The sequence below is a fragment of the Acidiphilium sp. PA genome, from assembly GCF_026191915.1.
In the GTDB taxonomy this organism is placed as follows: domain Bacteria; phylum Pseudomonadota; class Alphaproteobacteria; order Acetobacterales; family Acetobacteraceae; genus Acidiphilium.
Genome location: NZ_JAIMBY010000013.1, coordinates 1 through 14,299 on the forward strand (window position 1 = coordinate 1; position 14,299 = coordinate 14,299).

Here is a 14,299-nt window from a genome sequence, read left to right on the forward strand (position 1 = left end):
ATTGACACCTGCCGCAAGCGCCGCACGGATCCATGGGCCTATGCCTACGCCCTCATCACCGCCGCTCGCTCTAACAATCTGCTGCCCACCATCCCTGCCCAGCTAGCGATCTGACCCGGGGGTGTGAACGGTTACCATAAATGATTGTTCCGCAGTCTATTTTGCATAATAGCAAAAATTGTTTACTGTAACAATTTCTTAAAAACTCCATAATACTATCAATCATTTGTCGAAATTAAGCTTTGCGCTACCGAGCCAAACCGTCAAATCGTCGCGGATATCCTGACTGACTTTCTCAACGCTGGCGATAACAACATTTGAAATGCGCTCCTGCTGCTCGCGAAGGTGATTGTTTAATAGCCGCTCCCGCGTGATGTAGCCAGCATTCACGCCGGGCAGGGAGTGGTTCATAAGCAGATGAATGTCGATTTCAGACAAGCCAGCTGCCTGAGCAACGGTCCGATAGGTCTGCCGGAGATCATTGCCCCATTGCGGCAAAAATTCGCGATTCTCCCAGTATTCGACCAGATGGCCGTCCTTGCTGTTGGCTGGATATAGCCAGAACTCGGCGTGCTCCTGATATAATGCCCGTCCAACGCGCATAGTCCGGATAATTGATCGCATCATTGGCCGCGAGAGCGGAATATCAAACGCTTTTTTGGCGCCACCCTTCGGGGTGGGAAAATGAAGAATTCGTTGGCGAAAGTCGATGTGCTCAATGCGTACGCGCCTGAGGGCATCCGGCCGTGAACCGCTCAGCAATGAAAACAAGTGGAATTCTCTACGTATCGGGTTGGACACCTTCAGCAATGCGGCGAGCCAGCCCGGAATCTCTGCCGGCCCCAGGCCAGTATCCCGACGAATCTCACGGTTCCAGTCGATCGCGATGGTCGGGTTTCTCGCAGGTAGGACAGGATTGCTTTTCAGAGCGTGATTATAAATCGCGCGCAGCGTGCGCATGGAGTTATTCGCCATATAAGGGCCGTTCTGCTCTGTGATTTCATCATGACGGTCTGCCACCATTTTTGGGGCCCGGCCGAGCTTTCCCAAGGAAATATCGAGCCAGTCCGTGAAGAGCCGCTCAACATGATCCTTATACCCTTGGATAGTCTTAGTGTTCCTTCCTTTCCGCTTCATGTGAGCGTCGCGGTAACGCTCCCAGGCCTCGCGTAGCGTGACCTCCTCAGATCGCGTACTCGCCACTTCGCCGGGCCGGACGCCTTTTGCGATCGAGGCCAACGCCGCCTTCGCCTTGACCCGTGCGTCACGGGCGGTGATCTCCTCGCATTCGCCAAGTTTTAGCCGCGCCGAGAATTGACGTTTGCCGTCACGCCAGAATTCTCCTTGAACCATAAAGGTCTTGGTTCGCTTACCGACGAGGATTGAAAATCCAGCCAATTCGGTATCGCGTACAAAATATTGGCCGGCGGATGCCAGGGGAAGTTTATCGACCGATTTATCGGTGAGGAGCAGGCTTTGATTGGGCATTTCGGAACTACTGATTAAACGCTGGGGCCAAGCGGGAATTTTAGTAAGGGTTTAGTACGGGGTTTGACTCTTTGGAAGTCAGCGGGGACCTCTACGACAATCTCCGACGTAGCACCAATTCTCCATAAAAATCAACAAACTAAGGACAGAAAATTGTATCGTTTCGTGTCCTGTCGTATGATATCGAAGAGTTGTTTTATAAATTCGTAATCAGTAGGTCCCCGGTTCAATCCCGGGTGTCGGCACCATATTTTCAGTGCGTCAGCCGGATTTCGATCGGCTCTGCCGGCGGCATTGTTGTCACGGGTCCCGGTGGGATACGGATGCCGGTTGTGGGACTGGCACCACAGCCCGTGGCCAATCAGCTTGAAGTTGACCACGGTGCCGACGGACTCGCAATGAGACCATCGACACCTGGATATTAAACGAAAGCTTAGTGCTTGCCGGCCGCCTTGCCGCTTTGCTGATGTGCATCGGTCGAATGCTTGTGAGCGGCACTCGAGTGTTCATGCGCCTTGGTGGAATGCTGCTGGGCAGCGGCGTGATCGCCTTTGTCATGGTGTTCAGCGGCGGTATGGTGCGCTTTCGCTGCCGTTTCGTGGGCTTTCGCTGCTTCTTTGTGGTTGGAGCTGGCCATGTGGGTTTCCTTTGCGTTGATCCACGGATTGATCCCGTAGTTCACTCGAAATGGCGGTCGCAGGCGGCGGGTTCAAATGAAATCGTGGCCATTCATTTCGATAGACCGTTGTTTATACAAAAATTATTGTACGAATACTGTTGGTCGCTGATCACGATTTGCGCGGGGATTTCCACGGCATGATCGTATGAACGGATCACAGGGATGCGTCAGGCATTTGGATACCGGTACGGGCGCTGCATGCTGAGCTGGGGCCGGACACTCTATGCCGGCGGGCGGGACCTTCGCGTGACGCTTGCATCCGCGCGACGGCCGCCTGGCTGACCCTCGCGCCTCGGGCAGCCAGACCATCTTCCCCATCGTGCGGGCTAATCGTGAGCCGGTGGTGGGCGGGGAATGATCACCGGGGAGGGACAACGGCAATGTTTCAACGAAACGGGCGACATCGAGGACAACTTGGCGGCCGAAATGATCACCGGACTGGCGGATCAGCCGGACCGGGCCATCAAGGGGAAGATGCGAGCGCGGCGAGCACCGATTGGATTGGGCCGGACCAGTCGCCGAGGCGGGATTGGCGGTGCAGATGGACGTGGTCGTACCAGGGTGTGGTGGTGCGGCCGAGCAGCCAGCGCCAGTCGCATGAGGCGGAAAGCAGGACGTGGCAGGGTTTGCCCATGGCGCCGGCGAGGTGGGCGATCGAGGTATCGACGGTGACGATGGCGTCGAGATTGGCGAGGATGCCGGCGGTGCTCGCGAAATCGGAGATCTGCGGCGCGAGGCTGGGGATGTCGTATTCGGCCTGGCGCGCGCCGAGCTGCAGGGCGATGAAGCTTGTGTTCGGCACGGCGAGCACCGGCGTGAGCGCGCCCGGTGGCAGGGACCGCCGCTGGTCGTTGTTGTGGCCGGGGTTGCCAGCCCAGACCAGGCCGATCAGGCGTTGGCCCGGTTGGCGCTGATGGGCAAGGGCGGCGCGCCACCGATCGATGTTCCAGTGGCCGGCGTTCGCCGGGGTGGGTGCGAGGTAGCCCTGGGCGGCGGGGATGGTGGCGGGTGTGAGTGCCAGGACGTGAGGCAGGCTCATCTGGTCGATCGCGCAATCGACATCGGGCGGGGCGGGGTCATCGAGCGTGCACAGGCCGATGCCCATGCCGGCGAACAACGTGTGGAGGGTTTTGTGGCAGGCGAGGGTGAGGTGACGCGCCTGGCTTGCGAGTGCCGGCAGGAAGCGGGCGAACATGATGGTATCGCCCAGCCCCTGTTCGGCGCGCACCAGCAGGTGCCGGCCGGCGAGCGGTTCGCCCTGCCACGTCGGCGCCGGCAGGCGATCGAAATGCGAACCGTAGACGGGATGGCGTTTGCGCCATTCATAGGCGGCGAAGCCGGTCGCGAAATCACCGGCGAGCAGGGCGGCGACCCCGCGATTCCAGTGGGCGACCGCGAAATCGGGGTCGAGCGCGATGGCATGATCGCACGCCGTGATCGCGCCTGCGGTATCGCCCTCGATGGTCAGGGCGACGCCGAGGCTCGCCCAGGCTTCCTTCAGCCCGGGGTTGACCGCGAGCGCGGCGCGGAGATCGGCGATACCGCCCTCGATGTCGTTGCGGTTGATGCGCGCGTTGCCGCGATTGAGATAGGCGCCGGCATGGGCGGTATCGGCCGCGAGGACGTGATCGAACTGGTGGATCGCGCCGAGCGGATCGCCTTGCGCCGAACGGGCTGACCCCAGGGTGAAGCGGGCGTGGAGGCAGTTCGGGTCGAGCGCGAGCGCGAGGGCGGCGGCCTGTTCGGCGCCGGCGTGCTGCCCGGCCGCGAGGCAGGCGGCGGCAAGACCGGCGCGAGCGGCGGCGAGCTCGGGGCGGAGCGCGACGGCGCGTTGATAATGGCTGATCGCGCCCGGCGGATCGCCCCGATCGATCAGGATGGCGCCGGCGACCAGCCACGCCTCGGCAAGGTCCGGCGTGGCGTGGCAGGCGGCCTGGGCATCCGCCGCCGCATGATCGAGGTCGCCGAGCGACCAGGCCGCGAGGGCGCGGTTGGTCAGCGCGGGAGGGAAACCGGGGAGTTGGACCAGAACCTGGGAGAACGCTTCGACGGCGCGGGACAGGTCACCCGCGTGATAGGCGCGTAAACCATCCTTGAAGACCTGTTCGACGGACACCTGGGATAGGGATTGGGGGGCGAGGGCATTGGGGTCGAGCGGGTGGTTCATCGCCTTACGATAGCGGTGAAATCTTAAGATGGGGTTGTCGGGCGGGATCGACCCGGTACGATCGGCCGGCGGGGCGTGATGGTGGGCGGGATCAGTCGCCGGCGTCGGCCAGCGCGGTGCCGTAGGGGGACAGGCGGGGGAATTTGCCTTCGGCGATCGCGTCCAGGCTTTCCGGCGTGGTGCCGAGCTGTTCGGCGTAGAGCCAGCTGTCGGCCAGGACCTGGCGGACGAATCGGCGGGTCTGCGAAAGCGGAATGGATTCGAGGAAGATCAACGGATCGCCGCCGTCATGGATGGTGTGCGCCCAGGCCGCGGCGGCGACCGGCCCGGCGTTGTAGCTGGCGAGAATGTCGAGCAGGTTGCGCTGCACACCGGGCTGCTTGCCGAGGTAGCGCAGATAGCTCTGGCCCAGTGCGAGGTTGACGGCGGGTGCGCTCATGTTGCCGCCGATGCCGCCGATGCGGGCCATGGCGGCGGCGGTCTGCGGCATCAACTGCATCAGGCCGCGCGCGCCGACCGGCGAGACGGCATTGACGTTGAAGCCCGATTCGGTGCGCGCGAGGGCATAGATGAGGGATGGATCGACATTGAACCCGCCGGCCGGATGCAGGGCCGGCAACGGCAGGCGCGCGCCGGCGATGGCGTTGCCGGGCAGCGTCCGGTCGAGCGCCACGGCGACATCGACCAGCCCGGCCCGGGCGGCGACGCGCATGACGGCCCGGCCCAGATCGGCCTGCCGGCGGATTTGCGGCCACAGGGCGCGGAGCGCGCGGGCGGCATCGGCCGGCCGGCCGGCCTCGATCAGGGCGAAGGCGAGCGCGCCGTCCTTGTGCGCGGCGACCGCTTCGATATCGGCTTCGGAGAGGCTGGCGGACAGGCCGGTGCCATCGAGACCATGGCCGAGCAACCGCCCTGCCAGCATGCCGTAGAAACTGTCGGGCGCCTTGTCGGCCTGATCGAGCCAATGGAGATAGGCGTCGGGATGGCGCAGGCGCAGCGCGGCGCGGGCGGCCCAGAACGCGCCTGCTGCGCGTTGGCCCGCGCTGGTGTGGGTCGCGGTGGCTGCGGCGCTGAAATAGGGCAGGGACCCGGCGATGTTGCCCAGCTGCCAGGCGGCGAGGCCGGCGATGAAATCGGGGCGCCAGACGGCGTCACCGCCTTCGTGGGCCGCCTGGCTCGCAACCGTGAAGGCCTCGGCATAGCGCGCGTTGATGAAGAGATTACGCGCGACATCGCCGCGTAGGGCGGCACCGGCCGCGGTGGAGATATGATTGTCCCGGCCGATCAGATCGATCGCGAGGCTGGTATGGCCGGAACGCGTCAGATTTGCCACGCGATCGGCAAGATAACGCGGGACGGCGACGCCGGGGGGTGGCGGTGGTGCCGCGCTGCCCGCCGCCATGACCGGCTCCGGCAGATAGGCGACATCGGCCGCCGGGGCGGTCGCACCCCGGGGCAGGCGCTGCAGCAGGAGGGCGCGGATGCGCAGCGTATGCGGCTGGCCGTTGTAGGCGGCAAGCCAGGCCTCGAGCTCGGCGGGGGTGGCATGATGGTAGGGGCCGAGGTAGCGCTGTGCGAGCACCTGACCCTTGAGGAGCGGGTTTTCGACGCGTGCGAGCAGACGTTGCGCCGCCGCCATGTGGCCGACATGCTGATCGGCGAAAATACGTTGGTAGATCGCGGCGTCGCTGGGGGTGAGCGGCTGCGCGAGCATGGTTTCGGCGCCGTCCAACGGCGTGCCGCGCGGGATGGCATAGGCAACGCTTTCGGACCCCGCTGATCCGGGTGAGGACGTTGCCGGCTGGCTGACGCCAGCGTGTTTCGCGGTTGTAGACCCCCTTTGCCCGGCCGGTGCCGCACACGCAGGTGCGACGGTGGCGAGCAGTGCCGCGGAGACGATACACGCCCGGGCGACACTTAGGCGGGAGAGCTTTTTAACGGCCCCTCGCATGAGCCAAGGGGCTACACGGCTTATCCGGGCTGCGGCAACCCCTTAAATTGAGACCAGTTCTTATTATTTAAACAAAATATGCGATTAGAGGGGCTTACGTTACGGAACTGATATCAACTTTCCGTGATCGATTGCGTTTTTTGCAGGGCAGCATCGTCCAAAACGCCAGCTTCGACACAGTCCTGCCGCAATGTCAGCAAGTCGGTCCAGGCGAGGCGCTTGGCCGCGGGTTGGCGCAGCAGGAACGCCGGATGATAGGTTGCCATGGCGCGGACCGGCTGATCGAGCCCGGGGATCGCGACCGGTTTCCAGCTGCCGCGCACCCGGCTGATGCCCTCCTTGCCGCCGATCAGTGCCCGCACCGCCACCGCGCCGAGCAGCAGCAGGCGCTGCGGGCGGATCAGGGCGATGTGCTGGTGCAGAAACGGCAGGCATTGGGCGATTTCGGCCTCGGACGGATTGCGATTGCCCGGCGGCCGCCAGGGCACCACGTTGACGATGCGCACCAGGGTGCGGTCGAGCCCGATGCTGGCCAGCATGCGGTCGAGCAACTGGCCGGCCGGGCCGACGAAGGGGCGGCCGGCGCGATCTTCCTCGCCGCCCGGCGCTTCACCGATCAGCATGATGCGGGCGGTCTCGCTGCCATCGGCGAAGACGAGCTGGGTGGCGGTGCGCTTGAGCGCGCAATCGTCGAACGCTTCCAGCGCGGCGCGCAGCCCGGCGAGGGACTGGGCAGCGGCCGGCGCGGCGGTGATGGGGAGGGTGGCCGCGCGCGGTGGCGCCGGCGTGGCGGGGCGGCGCGCGATCACGGCGGCCGGCTCGGCGCGCAGCGGCCGTTTTGTGTGGTCCTGCGGGGTATCGGCCAGACCATCGACCGCGCCCCATTCAGCCTGGAGCGCGAGCCAGGCCAGCGCGAGGTCGGGCGGGATGGGGTCGGTCGGGTGCATGCGACGATGTGACGCAGGAAGCCGGTATAGCGCAATGGCGATGATCGGGGCGGGTTCGCCTGATCGGGCGCGGGGCTTTACCAATCGGTCCGCCCGCATGATATGACCATATCGTTTACGTCAATCGCTCCGGGAGAAACCGATGTCCGAGCACGATCAAGCGCGTGAAGCCATGGAGTTCGATGTCGTCGTGATCGGCGCCGGACCGGCCGGGCTGGCCGCGGCGATCCGGCTCAAACAGCTGAACCCGGAGATCAGCGTGTGCGTCGTCGAAAAGGGCGGCGAGGTGGGGGCGCATATTCTCTCGGGCTGCGTGCTGGAACCGCGCGCGATGGCCGAATTGCTCCCCGCGGCGGATATCGGCGCGATCGATGGCTCGGTGCCGGCCGGCGAGGATCGGTTCATGTTCCTCACCGCGACCGGCAGCTATAAATTGCCGACGCCGCCGCAGATGAACAACCACGGCAATTACGTGGTCAGCCTTGGCAACGTCGTGCGGTTTCTCGGCGCCGAGGCCGAGGCGCTGGGTGTGGAGATCTACCCCGGATTCGCGGCCGCGGAAGTGCTGATCGAGGCGGGCCGGGTGGTCGGCGTCGCGACCGGCGACATGGGGATCGGCAAGGACGGCGCGCATACCGAACTGTATCAGCGCGGCATGGAACTGCGCGCGACCTACACCGTGTTCGCCGAAGGCTGCCGCGGCAGCCTGGGCAAGCAGCTCATGGTGCAATACGGGCTGAACGCCGGCGTCGATCCGCAGACCTATGGCATCGGCATCAAGGAACTATGGGAAGTGCCCGCCGCCAGCCACAAGCCGGGGCTGGTGATGCACAGTATCGGCTGGCCGCTCGATACCAGAACCTATGGCGGGTCGTTCCTGTATCATCTCGGCGGCAATCTGATGGCCTATGGTTTCGTCGTCGGGCTCGATTACGAAAACCCGTTCTTCTCGCCGTTCGAGGAGATGCAGCGCTTCAAGACCCACCCGGCGATCAAACCCTATTTCGAGGGCGCCAAACGGATTTCCTATGGCGCGCGCGCGCTGAATGAGGGCGGGTTCCAATCGATCCCGAAGCTGGTGTTTCCCGGCGGCATGCTGGTGGGCTGCGAGGCGGGGTTCCTGAACGTGCCGAAAATCAAGGGCACCCATACCGCCATGAAATCGGGCATGCTCGCGGCCGAGGCGATCGCCGAGGCGCTCGCGGGCGGCCGGCCGGCGACACTCGATGCGTTTCCCGAAAAAATCCGCGCGTCCTGGTTGTGGCCGGAACTCGAATCCGTGCGCAACATCCGCCCCGGCTTTGCCCGGTTCGGCATGCTCGGCGGCCTGGCCAACGCCGCGTTCGAAACCTATGTCACGCGCGGCAGATCGCCCTGGACGCTGCGCAACCACGCCGATCACACCACGCTGCGGCCGGCAGCCCAGGCGACACCGATCGCCTACCCGAAACCCGACGGGATACTCACGTTCGATCGGCTGTCTTCGGTGTTTCTCTCGAACACCAACCACGAGGAAAACCAGCCCGCCCACCTGACGCTGCGCGACCCGGCCGTGGCGATCACGGTGAATTGGGCCAGGTTTCGCAGCCCGGAGACCCGGTATTGTCCCGCCGGCGTCTATGAGATCATCGGGGCCGAAACCAGCGCGCCGCGGCTCCAGATCAACGCGCAGAACTGCGTGCATTGCAAAACCTGCGATATCAAGGACCCGACCCAGAATATCAACTGGGTCGTCCCCGAAGGCGCCGGCGGCCCGGCCTATCCGGGCGGCATGTAGCGTCCGGGCGAGGCCGGTCGGGGCGTGGAATTGATTTTCCGCCCGTCTGCGCCAAACTCTGGCGCAAGCCGGATCAGCAGGTCCGCCGCGCCCGGGTTCGCCCGGCGCGGGGCCGGTTGCTTGTGCGGCACCACCGAGCGGGCCGATGGCCATGTCCTTTATGCAGGACGGGCCTTGGCCGGACGAATGAAACTGGAGATCGCCTGACCATGACGAACGAGACCGATTACGTGCCGCCTGACGTGTGGACCTGGGAGCCCGCGCAAAACGGCGGCCGGTTCGCCAACATCAACCGCCCGATCGCCGGGCCGACGCATGAAAAGGCGCTGCCGGTGGGAAAGCATCCGTTGCAGCTCTACTCGCTCGCCACGCCGAACGGGGTGAAGGTGACGGTGATGCTCGAAGAGCTGCTGGCGCGCGGCCATCGGGGCGCCGAATACGACGCCTGGCTGATCCGCATCGACGAGGGTGATCAGTTCAGCACCGGGTTCGTCGCCGCCAATCCGAATTCCAAAATCCCGGCGCTGGTCGATCACAGCGGCGACAAGCCGCGCCGCGTGTTCGAATCCGGCGCGATCCTGCTGTATCTGGCCGAAAAATTCGGGGAATTCCTGCCCGCCGATATCGAGACGCGGACGGAGTGCCTGTCCTGGCTGTTCTGGCAGATGGGTAGCGCGCCGTATCTGGGTGGCGGGTTCGGACATTTCTACGCCTATGCGCCGACCAAGATCCGCTACGCGATCGACCGTTTCGCGATGGAGGTCAAACGGCAGCTCGATGTGCTGGACCGGCGGCTGGCCGAGAGCGCGTATCTGGCCGGGGATGAATACACGATCGCCGATATGGCCGTGTTTCCGTGGTATGGCGGCTTGGCGAAGGGCTGGCTGTATGGCGCGGCGGCGACATTTCTCGACGTCGCCAGCTATGCGAATGTGCAGCGCTGGGCGGATGCGATCGCGGCGCGGCCGGCGGTGCAGCGCGGGCGGATGGTCAACCGCGTGTTCGGCGAGCCGGAGACGCAGCTGCACGAGCGGCACGACGCCGGCGATTTCGAGACAAGGACGCAGGATAAGCTCGTCGCGCAGGATTGACCGACCGAAGGGCCGGTGCTGCGGTCAGCATGCCTCACCGCCGGTCCGTTTGGTTTCGATTTCGATGAACACGAACTCCGTTGCGTTGTCGTTGATCACATCATGCTCGACGCCGGCGGGGCGGCTGTAACTGACCCCGGCGGTGAGGGCGGCATGCCGCTTGGCGCCGCCCGGCTCGCGCAGCAGCAGCCGCCCGGTCGACATCGGCACGACGACGTAATCGAGCGCATGGCGATGCCAGCCGGTCGCGGCACCGGGGGCGAAGCGCCATTCGGTGACCCGGAATACGCCATTGTCGATCTGCACGGTGGGCACGGCGGCGGGGCGGGTCATCTCGCGTTTCCTGTCGGGGTTGAACATGCAAACCGCGCGCTTGCTGCGGATCGGGCTTGCGTAGCGAAGGTCGGGATAATCGCATATAGGGTTTCGCGGCGTTTGCCATCGAAATCGAACCCGCCATTTTATAGTGCAGGAACACGCGCTCCCTACCCTTCCTTGATCCAGGACCCCACCCAGAATGCATGATCTGAAAACCATCAGGGACAACCCCGAAGCGTTCGATGCCGCGCTGCGCCGCCGTGGAGTAACCCACGCCGCCAGCGCCGCGATCATGCGCGGCGATCACGAGCGCCGGTCCATTTCAGCCGAACTGCAAAGCCTGCAAACCGAGCGCAACACCATCGCCAGGCAGATCGGCCAGGCCAAGCGCGATCAAGCCGATACCACCATGCTCGAAGCGCGCGGCTCGGCCATCCGTGCGGCGATGGAGGCTCTGGAATCGCGCCTGCCGGCGCTCGATGATGCCGTCAACGACGGGCTCGACGGTCTGCCCAATCTCCTCGACCCCGACGTGCCCGATGGGCCCGATGAATCCGGCAATGTCGAACAATCCCGCTTCGGCCGGATCACGAATTTCGAAACCCCGCCCAAACAGCATTTCGAACTCGGCGAAGCCCTCGGCCTGATGGATTTCGCGACCGCCGGTAAAATCGCCGGCAGCCGCTTTACCATCCTGCGCGGCGACCTCGCCCGGCTCGAACGCGCGCTCGGCCAGTTCATGATCGATCTGCACACCGCCGAGCATGGCTACACCGAAATCGCGCCGCCGCTGCTGGTCAATCGCGAGGCGATGTTCGGCACCGGGCAACTCCCGAAATTCGAGGCGGATCTGTTCAAGACCACGGATGACCGCTACCTCATCCCCACCGCCGAAGTCCCGCTTACCAACATTGCGGCCGGCGAGATCATCGACGCTGCCAGACTGCCGCTCCGCTTCACGGCACTTACCCCGTCGTTCCGGTCCGAAGCCGGTGCCTCCGGCCGCGATACGCGCGGCATGCTGCGCCAGCATCAGTTCTGGAAGGTCGAAATGGTCTCGATCACCACGCCCGAGACCAGCGCCGACGAGCATGAACGCATGACCCGCTGTGCGGAGACCGTGCTCGAACGGCTCGACCTGCCCTACCGCCGCATGTTGCTCTGCGCCGGCGACACCGGCTTTGCCGCCGCCAAAACCTACGACCTCGAGGTCTGGCTGCCAGGGCAGGGGATGTATCGCGAAATCTCGTCCTGCTCGAATTGCGGCGCATTCCAGGCCCGCCGCATGAATGCCCGCTACCGCCCCGCGCAGAGCGGCGCCAAACCGGCAAAACCCGAATTCGTCCACACGCTGAACGGCTCCGGCATCGCCGTCGGCCGCGCGCTGATCGCCGTGTTGGAAAATTACCAGAACACGGACGGCACCATCACGATCCCCGAGGCGCTGCGTCCCTACATGGCCGGTAAAAGCCGGATCGGGTAGGGCGGTTGGCGTATGTAAGGGAAGCGAAGACGTCTTTTTTGTAAAAAAGAAGCAAAAAACTTTTTTAAGCTGGGGCATGGGCGGTTTCACCCGCACGGACCCAGAGTAACAAAGTTTTTTCGCTTTTTTGTTCACAAAAAAGAGGACTCTTCCCTTACCCTTCACGATCCCTGCCGCCACCAACCCCAACGCTTGACAAACACCGCTCCTCGATACATATTCAAGTGTCAGAATATTTAGCGGTCCAGGAGTTCAGCGTCGATGAGCAACCGCCCCGAGGTTCTGCCGTTCTACGATCCGGCCACCAGCACGATCAGCTACATCGTGATCGATCCCGCGAACCATCATGCGGCGATCGTCGATTCCGTGCTCGACTATGATCCGAAAGCCGGCCGCGTCTCGACCGTTTCGGCCGATGCCCTGATCGATGCGATCCGCGCGCGCGACCTGACGATCGACTGGATCATCGAGACGCATGTCCATGCCGATCATTTCTCCGCCGCCCGCTATCTGCAACGCCGTCTCGGCCGCGGCGTCATCGGCATCGGCGACCATATTGCGCCGGTCCAGAGCAAGTTCGCCGATATTTTCGACCTTGGCCCCGATTTCGCGACCGATGGCCGCCAGTTCGATCATCTGTTCAAAGACCACGAACCATTCGCGATCGGTACCATCCCGGCCGAGACGATCTACACGCCCGGCCACACGCCGGCCTGCATGTCGTATCGCATCGGCGATGCGGTTTTCGTGGGTGATACGCTGTTCATGCCCGATTACGGCACGGCGCGCTGCGATTTTCCCGGCGGCGATGCCCATGCGCTCTATCATTCGGTGCAGACCCTGTTCGCCTTGCCGCCCGAAACGCGGGTCTTCACCGCGCATGATTACCAGCCCGGCGGCCGCGCACCGGCCTGGGAGAGCACGATCGGCGCGCAGCGTGCCCATAATGTCCAGATCCACACCGGCATCAGCGAGGCCGATTTCGTCGCGACGCGCGAAAAGCGCGATGCCACCTTGCCGGCCCCGGTGCTCATCCTGCCGTCACTCCAGGTCAATATCCGCGGCGGTGATCTGCCGGACCCGTCCGGCAACGGCCGGCGCTATCTGAAAATTCCGTTGAACACACTTTGATCGGCGCCCCATGCTGCTGCCATCCCCGCCGCCCACCGCCTTTACGCCCCTGCTGTCGCTCGCCGGCGGGTTGATGATCGGCGCTGCCGCCGGTCTGCTTTGGCTCGGCATCGGGCGCATCGCCGGGGTCAGCGGCATCGTCGGCGGCGTGGTCGAACGGATCGATCGCGATTGGCGCCTCGCCTTCATCGCCGGCGTTCTGGCCGCCGGCATAGGGGCGCGCGGCCTCGGCCTGGCGCCCGCGATCGATCTTGAGGCCCCGCTGCCCTTGCTGCTCGGTGCGGGGTTGCTGGTCGGGGTCGGCACCGCGCTCGGCGGCGGCTGCACCTCCGGCCATGGCATCTGCGGCCTCTCGCGCCGGTCGCCGCGCTCGATGGTGGCGACCGCCTGCTTCATGCTCACCGCATGCGCCGTGGTCTTTCTGACCCGCTCGATCGGAAGCCTCTGATGCGCCGCACGATCGTTGCTTTCCTGACCGGTTTGATGTTCGGCGCCGGACTGCTCGTCTCCCGCATGGCGGACCCGGCCAAGGTTCTGAATTTCCTCGATTTCACCGCCCATTGGGACCCGAGCCTGGCGTTCGTGATGGCAGGGGGCGTGGTGGTGGCGAGCCTTGCTTTCGCTATGGCGCGCCGGAATCGCCACCCGTGGTTCGGCACACGTTTTCCGGCTCTGCCCTATGGCGGCATCACCGCGCGGCTGGTCATCGGCGCGGGATTGTTTGGCATCGGCTGGGGTCTGGTCGGGCTCTGCCCCGGGCCGGCGCTGGTCGCGCTCGCGATCCATCCGCTGCGGGTGGCCCCGTTCGTCATCGCGATGATGGCCGGATTATGGATCGTTCGCCTGCCCGGCGGCCGCCGCGCTCAATCGGCGGCGGCGGCGCGGTCGGACTCGCTCGTGCAGAACAGCCGGTAGATCAGCCCGACCACGTCGCGGGCGGCATCACTGCCCAATGCGTAATAAATCGTCCGGGAATCCCGCCGCGTCGTCACCAGCCCATCCTGGCGCAACCGTGCCAGTTGCTGGGACAGATGCGCCTGCCGTATCCCGAGTTCCCGCTCCAGCTGCCCGACCGAAGCCTCGCCATGCGTCAGATGGCACAACACCATCAACCGATGCGGATTGGCGATGCAGCGCAGAAACTGCGCCGCAATCGTTGCGCTGCTGGTCATGGCATCGAGTTCGATACGGTCACCCTGAACGGCATGACTGGTCCGCGCCGTGTTCAAATCATTGGGTAGGGCTGCTTGACCCATCGGCTTTCCCC

General features: G+C 64.5%; 13 protein-coding genes. 6 read left to right on the forward strand and 7 right to left on the reverse strand.

Annotation, left to right across the window (positions count from 1 at the left end; all coding sequences use genetic code 11):
- Nucleotides 1-222: 222 nt before the first annotated feature.
- From AruPA_RS14565 to AruPA_RS14585, 5 genes are all read right to left on the reverse strand, one after another.
- Complete coding sequence (locus AruPA_RS14565) at nucleotides 223-1,488, reverse strand: integrase family protein (RefSeq protein ID WP_265637465.1); 1,266 nt, start codon at nucleotides 1,486-1,488, stop codon at nucleotides 223-225.
- A gap of 433 nt (nucleotides 1,489-1,921) precedes the next feature.
- Nucleotides 1,922-2,170 (reverse strand): hypothetical protein, encoded by a 249-nt coding sequence (locus AruPA_RS14570; protein ID WP_265637466.1) that lies wholly within the window; start codon nucleotides 2,168-2,170, stop codon nucleotides 1,922-1,924.
- Nucleotides 2,171-2,630: 460 nt separating this feature from the next.
- Nucleotides 2,631-4,334, reverse strand: a complete 1,704-nt coding sequence (locus AruPA_RS14575; protein ID WP_265637467.1) for a tetratricopeptide repeat protein — start codon at nucleotides 4,332-4,334, stop codon at nucleotides 2,631-2,633.
- Between the two features lie 91 nt (nucleotides 4,335-4,425).
- Nucleotides 4,426-6,285 carry a lytic transglycosylase domain-containing protein gene (locus tag AruPA_RS21700; RefSeq protein ID WP_322784405.1) on the reverse strand — a complete coding sequence of 620 codons (1,860 nt, stop codon included), beginning with the start codon at nucleotides 6,283-6,285 and terminating at the stop codon, nucleotides 4,426-4,428.
- 113 nt (nucleotides 6,286-6,398) lie between these two features.
- Entirely contained in the window at nucleotides 6,399-7,232 is an 834-nt protein-coding gene (locus AruPA_RS14585; protein WP_265637468.1) for a uracil-DNA glycosylase, read from the reverse strand.
- 142 nt (nucleotides 7,233-7,374) lie between these two features.
- Here AruPA_RS14585 and AruPA_RS14590 point away from each other — a divergent pair, with 142 nt between their 5' ends.
- Nucleotides 7,375-9,009: an electron transfer flavoprotein-ubiquinone oxidoreductase gene (locus AruPA_RS14590; RefSeq protein ID WP_265637469.1), complete on the forward strand. Its 1,635-nt coding sequence runs from the start codon at nucleotides 7,375-7,377 to the stop codon at nucleotides 9,007-9,009.
- 209 nt (nucleotides 9,010-9,218) lie between these two features.
- Nucleotides 9,219-10,100: a glutathione-dependent disulfide-bond oxidoreductase gene (gene yghU, locus AruPA_RS14595; RefSeq protein ID WP_265637470.1), complete on the forward strand. Its 882-nt coding sequence runs from the start codon at nucleotides 9,219-9,221 to the stop codon at nucleotides 10,098-10,100.
- Nucleotides 10,101-10,124: 24 nt separating this feature from the next.
- Here the strand turns inward: yghU and AruPA_RS14600 are convergent, their stop codons facing one another.
- Nucleotides 10,125-10,433 carry a cupin domain-containing protein gene (locus AruPA_RS14600; RefSeq protein WP_265637471.1) on the reverse strand — a complete coding sequence of 103 codons (309 nt, stop codon included), beginning with the start codon at nucleotides 10,431-10,433 and terminating at the stop codon, nucleotides 10,125-10,127.
- A gap of 184 nt (nucleotides 10,434-10,617) precedes the next feature.
- Between AruPA_RS14600 and serS the strand changes: the two genes are divergently transcribed.
- From serS to AruPA_RS14620, 4 genes are all read left to right on the forward strand, one after another.
- The gene (gene serS / locus AruPA_RS14605; RefSeq protein ID WP_265637472.1) at nucleotides 10,618-11,901 is read left to right on the forward strand and encodes a serine--tRNA ligase; all 1,284 of its coding nucleotides are present in this window, start codon (nucleotides 10,618-10,620) and stop codon (nucleotides 11,899-11,901) included.
- 261 nt (nucleotides 11,902-12,162) lie between these two features.
- Nucleotides 12,163-13,032, forward strand: a complete 870-nt coding sequence (locus AruPA_RS14610; RefSeq protein WP_265637473.1) for an MBL fold metallo-hydrolase — start codon at nucleotides 12,163-12,165, stop codon at nucleotides 13,030-13,032.
- A 10-nt stretch (nucleotides 13,033-13,042) separates the two neighbouring features.
- A complete protein-coding gene (locus AruPA_RS14615; protein ID WP_265637474.1) occupies nucleotides 13,043-13,480 on the forward strand; it encodes a YeeE/YedE family protein in 438 nt (145 codons plus the stop codon).
- Nucleotides 13,480-13,947: a DUF6691 family protein gene (locus tag AruPA_RS14620; RefSeq protein ID WP_265637475.1), complete on the forward strand. Its 468-nt coding sequence runs from the start codon at nucleotides 13,480-13,482 to the stop codon at nucleotides 13,945-13,947. Before AruPA_RS14615 ends, AruPA_RS14620 begins: the two co-directional genes overlap by 1 nt.
- On the opposite strand, the gene AruPA_RS14625 is transcribed toward AruPA_RS14620, so the two are convergent.
- On the reverse strand, nucleotides 13,896-14,288 hold the full coding sequence (locus AruPA_RS14625; protein WP_265637476.1) for a metalloregulator ArsR/SmtB family transcription factor: 393 nt from the start codon (nucleotides 14,286-14,288) through the stop codon (nucleotides 13,896-13,898). The two genes, AruPA_RS14620 and AruPA_RS14625, sit on opposite strands and share 52 nt — an antisense overlap.
- Nucleotides 14,289-14,299: the final 11 nt, after the last annotated feature.

Coding starts and splice junctions, on each gene's coding strand:
- AruPA_RS14615 (WP_265637474.1), top strand. CDS start 13,043: ATGCTGCTGCCATCCCCGCCGCCCACCGCCTTTACGCCCCTGCTGTCG.
- AruPA_RS14600 (WP_265637471.1), bottom strand. CDS start 10,433: ATGACCCGCCCCGCCGCCGTGCCCACCGTGCAGATCGACAATGGCGTA.
- serS (WP_265637472.1), top strand. CDS start 10,618: ATGCATGATCTGAAAACCATCAGGGACAACCCCGAAGCGTTCGATGCC.
- AruPA_RS14610 (WP_265637473.1), top strand. CDS start 12,163: ATGAGCAACCGCCCCGAGGTTCTGCCGTTCTACGATCCGGCCACCAGC.
- yghU (WP_265637470.1), top strand. CDS start 9,219: ATGACGAACGAGACCGATTACGTGCCGCCTGACGTGTGGACCTGGGAG.
- AruPA_RS14575 (WP_265637467.1), bottom strand. CDS start 4,334: ATGAACCACCCGCTCGACCCCAATGCCCTCGCCCCCCAATCCCTATCC.
- AruPA_RS21700 (WP_322784405.1), bottom strand. CDS start 6,285: ATGCGAGGGGCCGTTAAAAAGCTCTCCCGCCTAAGTGTCGCCCGGGCG.
- AruPA_RS14625 (WP_265637476.1), bottom strand. CDS start 14,288: ATGGGTCAAGCAGCCCTACCCAATGATTTGAACACGGCGCGGACCAGT.
- AruPA_RS14565 (WP_265637465.1), bottom strand. CDS start 1,488: ATGCCCAATCAAAGCCTGCTCCTCACCGATAAATCGGTCGATAAACTT.
- AruPA_RS14620 (WP_265637475.1), top strand. CDS start 13,480: ATGCGCCGCACGATCGTTGCTTTCCTGACCGGTTTGATGTTCGGCGCC.
- AruPA_RS14585 (WP_265637468.1), bottom strand. CDS start 7,232: ATGCACCCGACCGACCCCATCCCGCCCGACCTCGCGCTGGCCTGGCTC.
- AruPA_RS14590 (WP_265637469.1), top strand. CDS start 7,375: ATGTCCGAGCACGATCAAGCGCGTGAAGCCATGGAGTTCGATGTCGTC.